This is a genomic window from Nitratireductor sp. B36, from assembly GCF_020833685.1.
GTDB lineage: Bacteria > Pseudomonadota > Alphaproteobacteria > Rhizobiales > Rhizobiaceae > Nitratireductor.
Window position 1 is genome coordinate 34,358 of sequence record NZ_JACKZY010000005.1, and the last position, 17,797, is coordinate 52,154.

The window sequence follows — 17,797 nt, forward strand, 5'->3', positions numbered from 1 at the left end:
TCAATCCCTGCAAATGAAGCCGCGCCCTTGAAAAAAGGAAGCCGCTGCCGGGCTCTTTGCGGAGCCCGGCATGTGACCGTCAAAGCTTCGGTTCAGGTTGGAGGCGGCGCTTACTGTGCGCCTGCCGCCTCATACTCTTTTTCGTAGATGGCGATCAGCTTCTCGCCCTCTTCGCCCGCACGCTCGATATAGGCGGCACGAGCTGCCGGATACATCTTGTCGCGGAACGCGGCTTTTTCTTCATCGCTCATCTCGCGAATGTCGATGCCGGAAGCCTTGATCTCCTCAAGCGCTGCGGCAACCGCCTCGGCCTTGTGATTGATGAGCTCGGGAATAACCTCGTTGAAGGCATCGACAATGGTTTTCTGATGCTCCTCGGGAAGGCTTGCCCACCAGGCCGGATTGAAGAGGATCACATCTTCCATCGCGCCGTGATCAGACAGCACGAGATGCTTCTGCACCTCGTAGAACTTCATGCGCTGGATCGTGTCGAGCGGGTTTTCCTCGCCATCGACAACGCCCGTCTGCAGCGCGGTGTAGAGCTCGCCAAAGGGAAGCGCGATGGCCGAAGCGCCGAGCGAGTTGAACTGCTCGATCAGGATATTGGAATCCATCACGCGGAATTTCTGGCCCGCGAAGTCCTCAAGGCTTGCAAGCGGCTTGGAAGAGGTGAAGTTCTTCTTGCCGTTGGGCCACAGACCGATGCAGGTCACGCCGCGCGAATTGAAGCTATCACAAAGCGCCTCACCAAACGCACCGCCGCGGATCTTCTGTGCGGTCTCGTCATTGTCGGGAAGCAGGAAGGGAATGTCCATGATCGAAACGGCGGGATTGAAACCACCAAGGAACGCTGCCGGAGCAACCGTTGCCTCAAGCGTTCCGAGCTGGACGCCCTCGGTCATTTCGCGCTGCTGGCCGAGCTGGCCCTGTGGGAAGAGCTGGAACTCCACCGCACCATCGGTGCGCTCATTGACCAGCTTTGCCACTTTCTCGAGATGAACGTGACGCGACTGCTGCGCCGATTCAAGATGACCGATCTTGGCCACGAAATCGGCAGCGAAGACGCCTGTCGCGAATGCCGCGCCAGCCACGCCCATCACGGTCGTTGCAGCCAGTTTCTTAAAGAGATGTTTCATTGTTCCGCCTCTCCTTTGCTTTTTAAACAAGCAGACTACGAGCCCCGAAAAAGCCTGTCAACGGAAATTCTCAAAAATGAGACGATTTGCATTTTTGTCCCATTTATGAGCTTCTGGTGTGAATTTGAGCAGATGCGTTGACAAGCCGGCACAGCGCACCCGATAACGGAAGGCACGGGAACTTGCGAGAAAAAAGCGTGTCACAAAACAGCACGTCTCAGGGCGATTTAATCAGATTCACCGACATTGGCGCCCGCCTGCGTGCTTACCGGCTCGGCAAGGGCCTCGCGCCTGACGAACTGGCCGAAAAGCTGGGGATCTCGCGTGCCGCGCTTTACCGCGCGGAAAAGGGCGAAATTCGCAAGATCGAGATGCTGACCAGCATCGCTGACGTTCTGGGCGTTTCGCTGCCAAGCCTGATGGGCGTCGGCGTGGAGTATGTTTCGAGCGCCATCGCCTTTTTCGAGCGCATGCGCCAGCTGGAGGACGACTGCCAGCAGGTGATCGGTCTTTTCAGCCCGGTATCCTACCTCCTGACCTCGGATGCCTATGACGATGCTCTGCAAGAAGTCCTGCGCGAATCCGTGCCCGCGGAAGTCGATCCCGACGACAGCGCGGGAGAAGTGGTTGACGCGCTGATCAACATTTTGCGGGCCCGCAAGAAAGCGTTTCGTCTGCGCCGACCGCTGATCGTAAGCCTCATCGCCTCGGCCGATCTTGAAGGGTTTTTGCTGCACGGGCTTATCGGCCGGCATGACCTGCCCCCGGATGTCGTCGACAAACGCCGCCTTCAGGCGCGCCGTGAAGCCGAATACATCCTCTCCTTGCTGCGTGATCAACCAATCGGCATTCAGATCGGCATCGTGCGCGAGCCTGTGCCCGCAACCAGTTTTCAGATCTTCCGCCAGCAGGACAGGTCGGTTCTGGCCATCAGTCCCTTCCGGCTCGGGGAGCAACCGAATATTCGTGTCGGCGTGGCGCTCATAACTTCCGCGCCCGAAGCCATGTCCCTGCACGAAGACATCGCCGAACGCCTCTGGGGCGATGCACTCAAGGGTGATGAAGCGGCGAGCTATCTCGAGACGATGATCGAGAAATACGCGATAAAGCCGGACGCCTGACGCGCACCTCCGCAACCCGCGTCACTGTATTGTAATACTGCCGCAACAAATCTGTCAGTCGCCCGACACAGGGCGGTGATACCCGCTGTGCAACGGCCAACCGGCTCGGATAATCACACAAGCGACAGCGGGGCAAACATGCTGAAATTCATCGTCATGAGCGACATCCATCTTTCTCCGGAAGGGGTCGCCACCAACGGGCTGGACACGACCAAGCGCCTTCAGGCCGCCATCGATAGCGCCAACACCAATCATGGCGATGCGGATTTCTGCATTTTCGCCGGCGACCTCGCCGACCGTGGTGAAATTCCAGCCTATGAAATACTCGACCGCATGATCGACCAGCTTAAAATGCCGGTCGTGCTCACGCTCGGAAATCACGATCACCGGGATCGTTTCAAGCAGGTGTTCGGCACCCTGCACGACGATGAGAACGGCCATATCCAAAAGGCCATCGACGTGAAGGGCTACCGCGTCATCGTCATCGATTCCTCCGAGCCGGAGATCGTCAGCGGCGTGCTTTGCGAAACGCGATTGTCATGGCTCGCTGCACGCCTCGAAGAGGCGAAGGATCGGCCTGTCATCATCGTCATGCACCATCATGCAAATGATCTCCACATGCCCGTGGACCAGATCAAGCTTCAGGATTCGGAGCGGTTCCTCCATGTGCTGAAGACGCACCCCGACATCCGCCAGGTCATCGCCGGTCATGTGCACCGGCAGACGACAGGTCTCTGGCACGGCATCCCGCTGACCACGATTTCGGGCAACCATTATGACGTGAACGCCCATCTGCCGGGCATGCCTGGTGAGCCATTGCGCCTCGATGGTCCAGCTCAGTACGCCGTGGTTCTGGCGGACGAGCACAGCACACTCGTGCACTTCCACGATTACATTCACCGCCACGCGGAAATGGCCGATGGCCTCTTCCGCAAGCGTCGCAAACATATCGAAGACGGTGCTGAACGCGAAAAAGTGGCCGGCTAATCAGCCACTTGGCAGCTGTCAAATAAGTTTCATTTCGCGGTCACCCGACTGTCAAGGCACACCGATAGGCCAAGGCGCGACCGGTGCTGGTGCCGGCGACCGCTTCTTTCCATCTGAGGGAACCAAGATGCAAAAGACACTCATCGCAAGCACGCTCGCGCTGTTAGCACTGACAACATCCGCCATGGCCGAGAAGGTGAAGTTTGAATACTGGTACGGTCTGACCGGCCAGCTCGGCGACCAGGTTCAGGCCACCTGCGACCGCTTCAACGCTTCGCAGGACAAATATGAGATTTCCTGCGTCAGCCAGGGCGACTATGCCACGGCCCTGCAAAACACCATCGCCGCCTTCCGTGCCAAGAAACACCCGACCATCGTACAGGGCGTCGAGGTTTCCGCGCCCGACCTGATGCTCTCCGGGCAGGTTTATCCGGCTTATAAGCTGATGGAAGATCACGGCATCGACATCGACTGGGACTCCTATTTCCCGGGCATCGCCAACTACTACGCCGACTCTGCGGGTCGCCTCTGGTCCATGCCGTTCAATTCCTCCACGGCGATGATGTACTGGAACGTTGACGCCTATAAATCCATCGGCCGCGACGAAGCACCCGAGACCTGGGAAGAGTATGAGCAGGTTCTGCGCGAATTGAAGGAAGCCGGCAGCGCATGCCCTGCCGGTTACGCACCATCCTCATGGGTCGACCTGGAGCAGTTCTCCATGGTTCATGGCGAGCCGATCGCCACGAAGAACAATGGCTATGAGGGGCTCGACGCCGAAGTGGTGTTCAACACCACGCTCCACGCCAAGCACATGAAGAACATCAAGCGCTGGATCGACGAGGGCCTTCTGGTCATCAAGACCCGTGAAACCGGCCTCTCCGAGCGCGATGCCTTTGCAGCGGGCGAGTGCGCGCACTATTTCGGTTCCATCGCAAGCCACCAGGCCGTCACCGAGCAGGTCGGCGAGGGTTTCCTCTGGGACGTTGCCATGCTGCCCGTCTACGAGGGCACGGAGCGCAAGAACTCGGTCGTGGGCGGTGCATCGCTGTGGACGCTTTCCGGCAAGACCGAAGAACAGTATCGCGGCGCTGCCGAATATTTCAAATTCCTCGCCAAGCCCGAATCCGCCGAATTCTGGAGCACGGTGACAGGCTATATTCCGGTGACTGACGAAGGCTTCGACTATCTCGTCAAGAAAGGCTTTTACGACGAGCGCCCCTACAAGGGCCGCGAGAAGGCCATTGAATCCCTCACCTACACGCCGGTCACGCCACTGACCCGCGGCATCCGTCTTGGAAACTTCGTGCAGATCCGCGCCGAATGGACCTCGCAGATGCAGGCTGTCCTGAGCGGCCAGAAGACCCCACAGGAGGCACTGGACGATGCCGTTAGCCGTTCCAACACGATCCTGCGCAAATTCGAGCGCACCTACGCAGGCAAGACGCTTCCCTGAAGCAGGCCAGACACGCTGCGCCACGGCTCGATGAGCCGTGGCGCAACCATTTCAGCCTGTCTCCGCAACCCCCGGAACGTCCATGCAAAAGCGCGCTTATTTCAAAGCCAACTGGCTGGCCTATCTCTTCATTGCCCCCCAGTTGCTGATCATCTTCGTCTTCTTCTACTGGCCGGCATCCCAGGCCATGTATTGGGCCTTCACCCTTGAGCAGCCCTTCGGCGGCGGCAATCAATGGGTCGGGCTCGACAATTTCAAGGCGGTTTTCTCCGACGAGACCTACTGGGCCTCGATCTGGCGCAGCATCGTCTTTGCCGTGCTTTCGACCGGGCTTGCCATGTCCATCGCGCTGGTGCTGGCGCTCTTCGCCGACAGGCAATTGCGCGGCTATCGCTTCTTCCGCGTCGGCATGATCTGGCCCTATGCCATCGCGGCACCAGCCGCCGCGCTCGCGTTCCGCTTTCTTTTTAATCCGCAGTCGGGCGTCTTCGCCTATCTGAACACGCTTTCCCCCGGCCTCTGGAACCCGGCGCTTTCCGGCGTCGATGCCATGACCGCGATCATCATCACTCAGGCGTGGAAACAGGTCTCCTATTCCTTCATCTTCTTTCTCGCCGGCCTCCAGTCCATTCCGCGCTCGCTGATCGAGGCAGGCTCCATGGACGGCGCGCGCGTGATGCGCCGCATGGTCGATCTGCAGCTTCCGCTGCTCGCGCCGACCATCTTCTTCCTGCTGGTCATCAACATGACGGATTCCTTCACGGACTCCTTCGGCATCGTCGACATTCTGACCGAGGGCGGTCCGGCCCGCGCCACCGAGCTCATGGTCTACAAGATCTATGTGGATGGCTTTCAGGGGCTCGATTATTCCGGTGCCGCGGCCCAATCGCTGGTGCTCATGGGGCTCGTTATCCTCATGACCTTCTTCCAGTTCCGCTTTATCGAACGCCGCGTGCACTACACGTGAGGAGCCAGCCATGATCGAACGCACCCCCCTCCTCAACATCGTCACCCATGTGATCCTCGTCGCCGGCGCCCTGCTTTTGATCATTCCGATCTGGCTCGCATTCGTTGCCGCCACGCTGACGGTGGCCGAGGTTAACTCGCCCAACGTGCACTACCTGCCGGGCGGTGAATTGTGGAACAACCTCACCGCTGCATGGACCCGCGCCGAATTCGGCGTGAAGTTCATGAACTCGATGATCGTCGCCATCGCCGTCGTCATCGGCAAGGTGATCATCTCGGCCATCAGCGCCTTCTCCATCGTGTTCTTCAACTACCGCCTGCGAATGGTGTTTTTCTGGGTGATCTTCATCACACTGATGTTGCCGCTGGAAGTCCGCATCGTGCCCACCTACTCGGTGGCCGCCAACGCGCTTTACCCGTTCCAGACCATTCTCGATGCAACGGGCATAAGCTGGCTCATCGCGCAGATCGCGGGCGTCGAGCTCTCGCTCGAATGGAACATGTTGAATTCCTACACCGGCCTGATCCTGCCGCTGGTGGCGACGGCGACCGGCACATTCCTCTATCGCCAGTTCTTCCTCACCATTCCCGACGAACTGGTGGAAGCAGCCAAGATGGACGGCTCCGGCCCCTTCCGCTTTTTCATCGAAGTGCTTCTGCCGCTGTCGCGCACCAACATCGCGGCCCTTGCCACCATCATGTTCGTCTATGCGTGGAACCAGTATCTGTGGCCGCTTCTGATCATCACCGACCGGGCCAACTACTCCACCGTGGTGATGGAGTTGCGCCGTCTCATCCCCGGCCCTGACGCCATTGCCGACTGGAATGTCGCCATGGCCGGCACACTCATCGTCATGCTGCCGCCGCTGCTCGTCGTTGTCCTGATGCAACGCTGGTTCGTGCGCGGCCTCATCAGCACCGAAAAATGATCCAAGGGAAACCTGTCGTCATGGCCGATATCAACATTCGCAAGGTCGAGAAATTCTACGGGAAAAACCAGGTCGTCCACGGTGTCGACCTCGATATCCGCAATGGCGAGTTCATCGTCATTCTCGGCCCTTCGGGCTGCGGCAAGTCCACGCTGCTGCGCATGATCGCCGGGCTTGAAGAAATCAGCGCCGGCGAGATCGCCATCGAGAACACGGTGGTGAACAAACTCGAACCGCGCGAGCGCGGCTGCGCCATGGTCTTCCAGAACTATGCGCTCTACCCGCACATGACCGTGGCGCAGAACATAGGCTACGCGCTGAAAGTCGGCGGCATGCGAAAAGCCGAACGGATGCAGAAGGTGGAAGCCACGGCCAAGAGCCTCGGCCTCGACCAGCTTCTCGACCGCAAGCCGGCGCAGCTTTCGGGCGGCCAGCGCCAGCGCGTCGCCATGGGCCGCGCCATCGTGAGAGAACCGAAAGTGTTCCTGTTCGACGAGCCGCTTTCCAACCTCGACGCCAAGCTGCGCGTTCAGATGCGTCTTGAAATCCGCCGCCTTCATCGCGCGCTAAAGGCCACCTCTGTCTTTGTCACACATGATCAGGTGGAAGCCATGTCGCTCGCCGACCGTCTGGTGGTCATGAACGGAGGCCGGATCGAGCAGGTCGGCACGCCGGAAGAGGTCTACCACGCGCCTGCCAGCGTCTATGTCGGCGGCTTCATCGGCTCGCCGGCGATGAACTTCCTGCCATGTGGTGTTTCCGAGGACGGCACCTTTGCGGTGATCGACAACACACAATTCCGCCTGCCCATAGACCCCGGCATGGGCAAGACCATCGCCGGCCAGTCGGTCATCGTGGGCCTGCGGCCCGAGGATCTGAAAATCGTGCCGGAAGCCAATGACCCGCACCTTCTCACCGTCGCCTTCGATTTCTCCGAAGAACAGGGTAGCGGCCGATTGATGCATGGCCGTCTCGCCGGGCGCGATTTCGTGCTGCATTCCGCCGGGCGCAATCATCCCGCGCCCGGCACGCCCTGCTCGCTCTCGATTGCGCCCGAAAGCGTCCATCTCTTCGACCCAACAACCGAAAAGCGCGTCGTGGCGGAGGGCAACCCCGCCGCCGAACCCGCCGCAATCAGCCAACCCGATTTTGCCGGAGCCATTCAATGAAGCTCGTCAGCTACAACATCCAGTATTCCAAGGGGAAGGACGAGCAGTTCAATCTCGACCGCATCGTTTCGGAAATCGAAGGCGCGGACCTGATCGCCCTGCAGGAAGTGGAAACCCATTTCCCGCGCACCGGGCTCGTGCATCAGGCGCAGGAGATCGGCGCGCGCCTGCCGGATTACCATTGGGTCTATGGCCCCGGCATCGACATCGACGCCTCGATCGTCGCCGATGACGGCACGGTCACGCATCGCCGCCGGCAGGTCGGCAACATGGTGCTCTCGCGCTGGCCGATCCTTTCCTCGATGAACCATCTTCTGCCCAAGATGGCGCTGACGAACCAGTATCACCAGCAGCGCGCAATGATTGAAACGGTGATCAGGACGGACGCCGGCCCGCTGCGCTTCTGCTCGGTCCATTTCGATCATATCGGCCCGCAAACGCGGCTGCCCCAGGTGCATCATGCAATGGACCTGCTTCTGAACTCTGCCCATCGCGGTTCCGCATGGGGCGGCAAGATCGCCGGCGACTGGTATGAAATCCCGCCGCCGCCCGTGCCCGAGCGCACCATCGTGATGGGCGATTTCAACTTCACGCCCGACAGCGAGGAGTATGCGCTTTTGATCGGCGACCGCTCGGAGAGGCATGGTCGCCTCGTGCAGGATGGCGGGTTTACCGATGCATGGGTGGCCGCCGGCAATGATGAGGATGAAGGCATCAGCTTCATCGGCACGGGCGTGCGCATCGACCATTGCGTGGTGAGCTCGAACATGGCCGCGAGCGTCAAGCGCGCATGGATCGACATGGATGCGCAGGGCTCGGACCACCAGCCCCTCTGGGTCGAGATCGAAGGTTAAATTCGGCACTGGCGGGTGCCGGCCTCGGGCCGGCATCCGTGGCACACGCACCAGAAGGCATTCTTCTGGAATGTGAACCGCGCGTCAGGCGCCGTAAGGAACCCAGATGTTCTTCACCTGAACGGCGCGGCGCAGATAGTCCCGTCCGCGGCCCTGCGCATCATCCAGCCAGTTCGGCATGCGACCGTTGTTGACCCAGGTCGACTTCAGGTTCCCGGCCGATACCTTCTCGACCATGGCGCTGCCTTCCGCCGAGCCGAAATACCAGAGTGCTGCCACCTCATCGTGCTCGGCAAGCGTCTTCACAAGAAGATCGCGCTCGCCGGTGACGATGTTCACCACGCCACCCGGCACATCGGACGTGTCGAGAACCTGATAGAAATCGCCGGCAATCAGGGGATGGCGCGCGGACGGCACCACCACAACGCGGTTGCCCATGGCGATGGCCGGCAGCACCAGCGAAACCAGAGACAGAAGCGGCGCTTCGTCCGGGCAGGCAATGCCCATCACGCCAAAGGGCTCGTTCATGGCAAGGGTCACATGGCGCGACTGGGTGGAGTGGACCGCCCCGTCGAACTTGTCGGCCTGCGCCGCGTAATAGAAGATGCGGCGCAGCGCAGTGTCGAACTCTTCGGTCGCCTTTTTGGCGCTGATGCCCGTGCTCTCGCACAGAAGCGCTTCCATGCCCGCGCGCCGCGCCTCCAGGTTTTCACCCAGATAGTAGAGCACCTGAGCGCGGTTATGACCGGTCGCGCCGCCCCAGCCACCGGCCTTCGCCGCTGCCTCGACCGCATTGCGGATGTCCTTGCGATTTCCGATGCCGGCCTGCCCAATCAGCACGCCGCCCTTGCCGGCAACCGAATAGACATAGCCGCCATCGGGCCGTGCCTGCTTGCCGCCGATATAGTTCTTCATGGTCCGGTCGATGCCCTCGACCATTACCTTGCCCTCACCCGCCGGGGAAGCGGAGGGAACGAAGACTTCCGGTGCCTTGGGTGTGGAAAGCTTCTTTTCCCAATCGGCGGCGAGATATTCGTAAAGCCCCTCGCGCGCGCCCTCGCGACCGAAGCCGCTCTCGCGATAACCGCCGAACCCCGCGCCCGCATCGAGCATGTTGGTGCAGTTGATCCACACCACGCCGGCTTTTACCCGCGCGGCGAGATCCAGCGCCACATTGATGTTTTCCGACCAAACGGAAGCGGCGAGCCCGTAGCGGCTGTTGTTGGCGAGTGCGACGGCCTCGTCCGGCGTGCGGAAGGTCATCGAGGCGGCGATGGGGCCGAAGATTTCCACCTGGCAGACGGTCGCGGCAGGCTCCACATCGGTGAAGAAGCCGGGCGCGATATAATTGCCCTTTTCAGGCAGCGGCGCGGAAGCCTGCCAGAGCTGCCCGCCTTCCTCGACACCCTTTGCCACCAGCACGGAAATCCGCTCCACCTGAACCGGCGACACGATGGCGCCCACATCGGTGGATTTGTCGAGCGGGTCGCCGACGCGCAGCGTCTCAAGACGCGCCTTCAGCTTGGCATGAAAGCGTTCAGCGATGCCTTCCTGCACGATCAGGCGCGAGCCGGCGCAGCACACCTCGCCCTGGTTGAACCAGATCGCGTCCACCACGCCCTCGACAGCCGCATCGATATCGGCGTCCTCGAACACGATGAACGGCGACTTGCCGCCCAGCTCAAGCGAAAGCTTCTTGCCGGAACCGGCGATCTGCTCGCGGATGACGCGACCCACCTGCGTGGAGCCGGTGAAGGCCACCTTGTCGACGCCCTCATGGCCGCAGATGGCGGCACCCGTTGCGCCATCGCCCTGAACGATGTTGACCACGCCGGCAGGCAGACCGACCTCATGGCAGATCTCGGCAAAGGCGACCGCCGTCAGCGGCGTCAGGTCGGCCGGTTTCAGCACCACCGTGTTGCCGGCGGCAAGCGCCGGCGCGATCTTCCAGGCGAGCATCAATAGCGGGAAGTTCCACGGGATCACCTGCCCGCACACACCCACGGGCGAGAAGCCGCGGAACTCGTCTTCCACCATCTCGGCCCAGCCGGCGTGATGATAGAAATGGCGGGCGACCAGCGGAATGTCGATGTCGCGCGTCTCGCGCACCGGCTTGCCATTGTCCATGGTCTCCAGCACTGCCAGAAAGCGGGAACGCTTCTGCACATGGCGGGCAATGGCGTAGAGATATTTCGCGCGTTCATGGCCGGGAAGCTTCGACCATTTGCCAAAGGCGGCGCGAGCGGCCTTTACCGCGGCGTCCACATCCTCTGCCGTGCCGCAGGCGATTTCGGCCAGCTGCGACCCATCCGACGGGTTGGACACGACAATCTGGCGCGCGCCCTTCGGTTTGACAAAGCGTCCATCGATGAAATGACCGAAGGAGCGGCCATGGGCGTCGAGCCACGCAACAACATCGCCATTGGCTTCCGGAGAGGGGCCGTATTCCATGGTGCTCAGAATATCCTTGATGGAAGACATGTCTTTGATCCTCATGCAACCGCGTGACGGTTGGCGCTGGAATAGCGGCCGGTCACGTAGTGCTCCAATTGCCGTTCGATGTCGCCGAGAAGCGAGCTTGCGCCGATGCGGAACAGGTCCGGCTCCAGCCAGCGATTGCCGGCCTCCTCTTTCATGAGCGTCAGCCAGGCAAGCGCATCCTTGGCGGTCTTGAGGCCGCCCGCCGGCTTGAACCCGACGATCTGGCCCGAATAGTCGCGATAGTCGCGCAGCGCCCGCACCATAGTCAGGCTGACCGGCAGTGTGGCGTTCACGCCTTCCTTGCCTGTCGACGTCTTGATGAAATCGGACCCTGCCTGCATGGCGACCATCGAAGCGCGATAGACATTGGTGAGCGTGCTCAGATCGCCGGTCGCCAGAATGGCCTTCATATGCGCCGCACCACAGGCCTCGCGCATCGCGGCAATCTCGTCATAAAGCGCGCTCCAGTTCTGGGTCAGCACATGCTCCCGCGTGATCACGATGTCGATCTCATGCGCGCCTTCTTCCACCGCATAGCGGATTTCGGCGAGCCTAAGCGGCAAGGGCATGAGACCGGCCGGAAACCCGGTTGCCACCGATGCAACGGGAATGTTGCTGCCTTCCAGTGCCTTGACCGCATGGCCAACCATGGTCGGATACACGCAGACAGCGCCGGTGGTGATGCCCGCATCGGCAAGTCCCAGCGCCTCCAGAATGTCTTCACGCACCGGACGCCGCGCCTTGGCGCAAAGCCGGCGCACGCGGCCGGGAGTGTCGTCGCCGGCAAGCGTGGTGAGATCAATGCAGGTTATGGCCTTCACCAGCCAGGCTGCCTGATAGGCTTTCTTGACCGACCGCCGCGCGGTCAGTGTTCCCGCCCGGCGCTCGGCCGCAGTGCGGTTGACGGACACATCCTCGAACCATTCGGGTTTCAGTTGCGTGCCGGTGTTTCGGGCGAGAGCGTCGGTCATTGCAGCGTCCGTGGTTTCGGAATCGCCCGGCGAGGCGGGCACCCGATCAATATGTTACGATAGAAACATTATGTTTGGATCGTTTCATAATATTCATCGTCCTGTCAACCCACCTCGCCTTGCCACACACAGATGCGGAGGTTTAGTTTGCGTGGAGATGATCTCCGGATTGCGCCGCGCATTCAACGCTGCAAGCGGACCCGAAGATCAAGGAAACGCGGCAAGGCAATATGGGCCACCTTTCGCAGATCGAACTGCTTCTTCCAGAGCTACGCGCCTATGCGCGCTCGATCTGCGGACCTGCAGAAAGCGCGGAAGATCTTGTCCAAGACGCGATCGAACGCGCCCTGCGTCACGACACACGTCCGGTCCGCTTGGAAGAGCTACGCCCCTGGATGTTTCGTGTCATCCGTAATCTGCAATATGACGAACTCAGAAAAAGACGGGTGCGCCGTGAATATATCGCGGTGCAAAAACGTCTTATGGATGAGAGTGACGGAACAGGCAGCGAAGGCCGTGACGTTTTGATCCGCCTCGCATTCGAAAAACTGCCGCCCGAAATTCGGGAGGTCCTGTTTCTGATCGATATCATGGGCTTCAAATATGCGGAAGCGGCGGAAGTGATGAACGTGCCGATCGGCACAATCATGAGCCGTGTCAGCAGGGCTCGCAAAGAACTTTTGCGTCGCGTCAATGGCGACGGGCAGAATGAAGAACAGACAAAGCAGACCCCATGAACAATGTGACGGACGAGGACTTAATAAAGGTCAACGCATTTCACGACGGCGAAATGTCCGAGGACCGCGCAGCTTTCGCACGCCGGCTCGAGGCAGAGCCGGAGCTGAAAGCGCTGCTGGCCGAAATCAGTGAAGTCTCCTCCAGCTTGAAAGCCCTGAAGCCGCAGACAGCCACACAACCGTCTGCGCGAAACGACAACCGTAGTGCAGGGCGCCGGTGGGGACGCTGGTGGATCGGTTCAGCCCTTGCGGCTTCCGTCGCACTCGCCATTGTCCTTGCTTATCCGCTCACGCGCCCGGATACACCTGCACCGGAAGATCCGCTCGCCATTCACGAGACGTTCTCCGCTCAGGCTTTCGTCTCGCAGGAAGACGTTTTCCAAACCGTTTCAGGCGAACAGCTCGAGGCGTTTCCCGATCTTTCCGCAGCCAATCTCACGCTTGTGGCTCTCAGAAAAATGCCGCATGGCACGGCAGCCCATTTCGCAGGGCGTGAGGGCTGCCGCCTGACGGTCTTTTCGAGTGAAATCGCCCTGAGTGAGGCAGGCTCAATTCCCGAGCTACAAAGCGCGGCCTGGGAAGTGCCAAATCGCCGCTATCGCATCGTTGCCACCGGGATGGACGCCGGGAAATTTGCCGCGATTGCTGCCTATCTGAAGCAGGCGACCCGGAAGATGGCGAAGCCTGACACAGTGGTCGCTCTGAAGGACGCAACAGCCCAGGCCACATCATGCGGGTAGGATATCGCGGGCGAGACGGAGCCCGTCCATCAGCTCGGCATTGCGCGAAAGCAAGCTCCTGCACCGCTTCACCCTGAGCGGGTGAAGCGCGCGCAGCCACCAAGTCCTAGTTCGGGTTGGGGAAGTTGGGGCGGTCCTCATTATAATGCGTTGAGAGATAGTCCAGTATCTCGGTGCGGTCGGGCTCTGGAATGTCGTCCATGCCCTGCTCGTCAACCATCCAATCAAGCATTTCGTCCCAGCCGTCTCGGGTTAGCCCCTGCTGCGCGATGATCATCTCCGAATGGCAGGCGGTACAGGCGTAGAAGGTCGTATCGACCCCTGGCGCGACCTTCAGACGCCCGAAATCACCCTCAATGGTCTGATCCTCACCCTCCGTCGGCGCCGCGCTCGCCGTCTGCTCGGCCGGGGCGGCCTCTTCCGCCGCAGCGCCCGACTGAACGGGCGCATCGGAGAAGGTGCTTAGATAAGCGATCAGGTTGACGCGATCCTCTTCCTTCTTGAGGCCGGCAAACGCCATTTTGGTGCCCTTCACCTCTGCGCGCGGCTGGAGAAGATAGGCATCCAGTCGTTCAACCGTCCACTCTCCACCGTAGGCTTTCATGGCAGGTGAATAGGAGTAGTCTTCAACGTGTGCCACCGGTTTTCCCACGATGCCGTAGAGATTGGGACCAACCTTGTTTTTTCCGTCTTTCTCGACCGTGTGGCATGCAACGCAGCGTTTGAAGAGCTTTTCGCCTTTTGTGATATCAGCTTCGGCTAGTTTGGCCTGAACATCTGCCAATGCGGGCGCAGCCGCGACGAGAGAAAACGCAACAACACTCAGCCGAACGCGAGCAAGCTTCATTCTTCAGATCTCCATGAAAATCATTGCGTGAAGCGGCCATCCGCCGCTTCACGGTTTCGAGACGTTACAGCGCTTGGCGCTATACGCTCAGCTGGCGCGCACACCCACGCGGTGCATGGTGTTGTTCAGATACCCCTTGGGGTTCCACGCGATTGCGAAAGGCTGCATGTCGCCCTCGCTGTCCGTCGCCCGCGCCCAGATTTCATAATAGCCTGCCTGCGGGAATTTGACCTTGGTGCGCCAGTTCTGCCAGGCCCCGTCATTGACCGGATCGTCCAGTTCCACTTCCTGCCAGGTGGTGCCGAAATCAATGGAAATGTCGAGCCTGCTGATGGACCGGTCGCCCGACCATGCATGGCCGCGCACATCCGTTTCCAGGCCGATGTCAGAACCGTTGGCCGGGAAGGTGACGAGAGATTTCACCGGCATGCGCTCGATGATGACGAAGTCCTCTTCCGGAACGTCCTGGCCGGGCGCCACCGGATAGGCCGGCACGCGGTAGGAGGTGCCGGTCATCTTGGGGCCGTCGTGCACCTGGTCGCGCAGTTCGATGCGGGTCAGCCATTTCTGGGCGGTCGAGGCCGGCCAGCCCGGCACCACCAGGCGCAGCGGCGCGCCATTCATCGGGTGCAGCGCCTCGCCATTCATCTCGAAAGCGATGAGAATGTTGTCGGTCATCGCCTTGTCGATGGGCAGGCCGCGCGAAATCGGCAACTTGTCGGGGTTGCCCGAAAGATGGCCGTCTGCACCGTAATGGGCGGTGTAGACGACATTCGACTGGACGCCAGCCTTCTCAAGCACGTCTTTCAGCCGAACGCCTGTCCATTCCGAGCAGGCCACGGCGCCATGGGTCCACTGGTTGCCCTTGGCCGGCGGATCGAAGGCGCTGCGGCCATTGCCGCCGCACTCCAGCGTCAGTTGCAGCGTCACCACTTCGAACTGTTCGCGCAGATCGGCGATCGAAAGCTCCAGCTTGTTGTCGACGAAACCGTCAATCGTCAGCGTCCAGCTTTCCGGGTCCACATTTTCCGGCGGAATGCCATTGTTGCGAATGAAATGCCGGCTTGTCGGTGTCACCGCATCGTCTAGCAGTTCAGCCGGTGTCTCGGCATTGACCGGGCGATCGTTGAGAAGCGTGAGGCCATCCTTCCCGGCCAGCACGTCTCCATCCTGCGCGAATGCGACCGGCATCAACCCTGCAGGCATATTCCGGTGGAACGGTATCGAGGCACCCACCATCGCCGCCATGGTGGCAAGTCCGGTGTTCTTCAGAAAGGTGCGCCGTCCTGAATGAACCACACCGACTGATTTCTCTTCGGCAGGTGCTGCTTCGTTGTGCGCTCTGGTGGTTTCGGCGATGCGCGTCATATGGTTGTTCCTCCCTCTGCGCTGGCAAACCTGGCTGGCGGACACGCCTGACGGCATGCTTCAGTCAAGAGACGTGCGAGGCAGGAAAATTATTCCATCCTTCTGCGCGGATTTCGGTCAGAGCTATCGCGTCTTAACGTAATAATTATGAAATGCGTGCCAAACTCCCGTCCTACGCGACTGCACAACAACAAAATCCCGCTAGGTTGCAGGAACACGACACGATGGTTGAGCACTCAAACGGTTTCGCAAGTGCGGCATCCGGACAGAATGCATCGGGCTGCTATGTGTGCTCGGTCAAAGGATCCGAAGCATATATCGAGCTTCCGATCGTCGGAACGACGGAGGAGCTTCGCACCACCGTCGGGAAATTCATGGCAATCGCAGCCGGCACGCGCGAATTGTTGGGCGTGGTCACCGAAGTCTCATTGAAAACTCAGCAGGCGGGCTCCGGCACCGATCCGCGGGCCATCGCCCGTGTCGACCTGGTGGGTGAGATCTCCCGGGACGAAACGGGCCAGCAGCGCTTTCGAAGAGGTGTTGGCGCCTACCCCGCCATCCGCGACCGGGCCCGCATCATCAGCAGTGAACAGTTGCGGTTGATTTTCCGTGGCGACAAAACGACATTTGCCGAGATCGGCCGCCTGCACAACGACACCAGTGTTCCAGCCTATGTGGATGTCGAAAACCTCGTTACCAAGCACTTTGCGGTTTTGGGATCCACCGGCGTCGGCAAATCCAGCGGGCTTGCGGTCATCCTCCGGCAGGTGATCAGAACCTGGCGCGAGCTGCGCGTTCTGATCCTTGATCACCACAATGAATATGGCAGCGTGTTCGGAGCCGAGGCAAATCTCGTCGGCGCAAAAAACCTGCGCCTGCCTTTCTGGCTTTTCAATTTCGAAGAGTTTTCAGACGTTCTCTATGCAGGCAAGCCTCCCGTACCGGCAGAGCAGGACATTCTCTCAGAACTCATACCGCTTGCGAAAACCCAATATCTCAATCGCCGCCAGAGCATGGAGCGGACAAGCGCCTTGCGGAAGGTGGAGCCGCGGCAGTCGGGTTTCACCGCCGACACACCGGTTCCATACCTGATGCAGGACCTTCTGGCGCTGATCGACGAGCGTATGGGCAAGTTGGAAAACCGCTCCTCGCGCATGACACATCACCGCTTGATCGGCCGTATCGAGACGCTCAAGAACGATCCGCGCTACGCCTTCATGTTCGCCAACGCGACCGTTGGCGGCGATACGATGGTGACGATCCTGACGGAGCTTTTCCGTCTGGAGGCAAATGGGCGACCTGCAACCGTGATACAGCTTGCCAGCTTGCCCATCGAAGTCGTGGACGCTGTGGTATGCGTCATCTCGCGGCTCGCCTTCGATTTCGGCATGTGGAGCGACGGTGCGATGCCGCTGCTGCTCGTGTGTGAGGAAGCACATCGCTTCGCCGCTGCCGATCCAAGCGTCGGGTTCCTTCCAAGCAAGAACGCGCTTTCGCGCATTGCCAAGGAGGGCCGTAAGTATGGCGTCTATCTCGGGCTGGTCACCCAGCGCCCGGCGGAACTCGATGCCACCATCATCTCCCAGTGCAACACACTCTTCGCGATGCGCATGGCGAATGACCGCGACCAGGCGCTTCTGAAATCGGCTGTGTCCGACGCGACGGCAAATCTGGTGGATTTCGTGCCCTCGCTCGGCACCGGCGAAGTTATCGGCTTCGGAGAGGGTATGCCGCTACCCGTCCAGTTCGTCTTCAATCGCCTGTCTGAAGAACTGGTCCCCAGAAGCGAGGCCGCGGCGGCACTTCCAAAAGACATAAACCCCGGCTCGCGGCGCGAATTCGTCCATGCCGTCGTCGAACGCTGGCGCGGCTCAATCATGAGTCAGGCTCAGACCGAGGCTTCCCCGGAAGCCGGTGCCCCCATCGGTGCGGACACACACACACCACGCCGCACCCTCACGCCGGCAGAAGCTGCAGAAGACAAGATCTCCAAGGCCCTCCAGCTGGCCCGACGCGAATATCTGGGCAGGTAAAA

15 protein-coding genes are annotated in these 17,797 nt (G+C 60.4%); 10 read left to right on the forward strand and 5 right to left on the reverse strand.

What is annotated here, in order from left to right; translation table 11 throughout:
- Positions 1–110: 110 nt before the first annotated feature.
- Complete coding sequence (locus H7H48_RS18755; protein WP_229450675.1) at positions 111–1,136, reverse strand: TRAP transporter substrate-binding protein; 1,026 nt, start codon at positions 1,134–1,136, stop codon at positions 111–113.
- Between the two features lie 197 nt (positions 1,137–1,333).
- Here H7H48_RS18755 and H7H48_RS18760 point away from each other — a divergent pair, with 197 nt between their 5' ends.
- The 7 genes from H7H48_RS18760 to H7H48_RS18790 all read left to right on the forward strand — a co-directional run bounded on the left by H7H48_RS18760 (position 1,334) and on the right by H7H48_RS18790 (position 8,618).
- Positions 1,334–2,257, forward strand: a complete 924-nt coding sequence (locus tag H7H48_RS18760) for a helix-turn-helix transcriptional regulator (protein WP_229450676.1) — start codon at positions 1,334–1,336, stop codon at positions 2,255–2,257.
- 138 nt (positions 2,258–2,395) lie between these two features.
- A complete protein-coding gene (locus H7H48_RS18765) occupies positions 2,396–3,244 on the forward strand; it encodes a phosphodiesterase (protein ID WP_229450677.1) in 849 nt (282 codons plus the stop codon).
- Between the two features lie 127 nt (positions 3,245–3,371).
- Positions 3,372–4,700, forward strand: coding sequence for an extracellular solute-binding protein (locus H7H48_RS18770; RefSeq protein ID WP_229450678.1), 1,329 nt, complete (start codon positions 3,372–3,374; stop codon positions 4,698–4,700).
- An 82-nt stretch (positions 4,701–4,782) separates the two neighbouring features.
- Positions 4,783–5,667, forward strand: coding sequence for an ABC transporter permease subunit (locus H7H48_RS18775; RefSeq protein ID WP_229450679.1), 885 nt, complete (start codon positions 4,783–4,785; stop codon positions 5,665–5,667).
- A 10-nt stretch (positions 5,668–5,677) separates the two neighbouring features.
- Positions 5,678–6,595: an ABC transporter permease subunit gene (locus H7H48_RS18780; RefSeq protein WP_229450680.1), complete on the forward strand. Its 918-nt coding sequence runs from the start codon at positions 5,678–5,680 to the stop codon at positions 6,593–6,595.
- A 20-nt stretch (positions 6,596–6,615) separates the two neighbouring features.
- Positions 6,616–7,764 (forward strand): sn-glycerol-3-phosphate ABC transporter ATP-binding protein UgpC, encoded by a 1,149-nt coding sequence (gene ugpC / locus H7H48_RS18785; RefSeq protein ID WP_229450681.1) that lies wholly within the window; start codon positions 6,616–6,618, stop codon positions 7,762–7,764.
- A complete protein-coding gene (locus H7H48_RS18790) occupies positions 7,761–8,618 on the forward strand; it encodes an endonuclease/exonuclease/phosphatase family protein (RefSeq protein WP_229450682.1) in 858 nt (285 codons plus the stop codon). The genes ugpC and H7H48_RS18790 overlap by 4 nt, the downstream gene beginning before the upstream one ends.
- Before the next feature lie 84 nt (positions 8,619–8,702).
- On the opposite strand, the gene H7H48_RS18795 is transcribed toward H7H48_RS18790, so the two are convergent.
- Entirely contained in the window at positions 8,703–11,099 is a 2,397-nt protein-coding gene (locus H7H48_RS18795; protein WP_229450683.1) for an aldehyde dehydrogenase family protein, read from the reverse strand.
- Positions 11,100–11,110: 11 nt separating this feature from the next.
- Positions 11,111–12,070, reverse strand: a complete 960-nt coding sequence (deoC, locus tag H7H48_RS18800; RefSeq protein WP_229450684.1) for a deoxyribose-phosphate aldolase — start codon at positions 12,068–12,070, stop codon at positions 11,111–11,113.
- 230 nt (positions 12,071–12,300) lie between these two features.
- Here deoC and H7H48_RS18805 point away from each other — a divergent pair, with 230 nt between their 5' ends.
- Positions 12,301–12,807, forward strand: coding sequence for an RNA polymerase sigma factor (locus H7H48_RS18805; RefSeq protein WP_229450685.1), 507 nt, complete (start codon positions 12,301–12,303; stop codon positions 12,805–12,807).
- A complete protein-coding gene (locus H7H48_RS18810; protein WP_229450686.1) occupies positions 12,804–13,547 on the forward strand; it encodes an anti-sigma factor in 744 nt (247 codons plus the stop codon). Before H7H48_RS18805 ends, H7H48_RS18810 begins: the two co-directional genes overlap by 4 nt.
- 106 nt (positions 13,548–13,653) lie before the next feature.
- Here the strand turns inward: H7H48_RS18810 and H7H48_RS18815 are convergent, their stop codons facing one another.
- Both H7H48_RS18815 and H7H48_RS18820 read right to left on the reverse strand, forming a co-directional pair.
- Positions 13,654–14,394, reverse strand: coding sequence for a cytochrome c family protein (locus tag H7H48_RS18815; protein ID WP_229450687.1), 741 nt, complete (start codon positions 14,392–14,394; stop codon positions 13,654–13,656).
- A gap of 87 nt (positions 14,395–14,481) precedes the next feature.
- The gene (locus H7H48_RS18820) at positions 14,482–15,762 is read right to left on the reverse strand and encodes a sulfite oxidase (RefSeq protein ID WP_229450688.1); all 1,281 of its coding nucleotides are present in this window, start codon (positions 15,760–15,762) and stop codon (positions 14,482–14,484) included.
- A gap of 224 nt (positions 15,763–15,986) precedes the next feature.
- Here H7H48_RS18820 and H7H48_RS18825 point away from each other — a divergent pair, with 224 nt between their 5' ends.
- On the forward strand, positions 15,987–17,795 hold the full coding sequence (locus H7H48_RS18825) for an ATP-binding protein (protein WP_229450689.1): 1,809 nt from the start codon (positions 15,987–15,989) through the stop codon (positions 17,793–17,795).
- Positions 17,796–17,797: the final 2 nt, after the last annotated feature.